The following is a 294-nucleotide window of genomic DNA, read 5'->3' as shown; positions in this document are numbered from 1 at the left end:
TCGCGTTCGTGTCCACGGCCGTGCCGATATCGGTGAACGGGATCCCGATCCTCAAATCCGGGTACAGGGCGGAGATGTTGAACCAGAAGATCAGCTGGACCAGCACCGGGGTGCCGCGGAACAACGTGATGTAAAGCCCCGCGGCGATGGACACCGGCTTCACGTGCGAGGAACGCATGACCGCCAGGGCCAGCCCGAGCAGGGTTCCCAGGGCCATGGACGCGACCGTGAGGAAGATCGTAAGCATCAGCCCGCGCAGGATCGACTCGGCGAAGAAGTACTTCCCGACGATAT

1 protein-coding gene is annotated in these 294 nt (G+C 62.6%); it reads right to left on the bottom strand.

Annotated elements, in window-relative coordinates; all coding sequences use genetic code 11:
* Positions 1-294: ABC transporter permease subunit (locus AC5RUU_RS19655; protein WP_493976874.1), on the bottom strand; the 294-nt coding region annotated here is incomplete at both ends.

This window comes from Arthrobacter sp. K4-10C (assembly GCF_059090085.1).
Note: the sequence above shows the minus strand (reverse complement) of the source record. Positions and strands in the feature narration are given on the sequence as shown.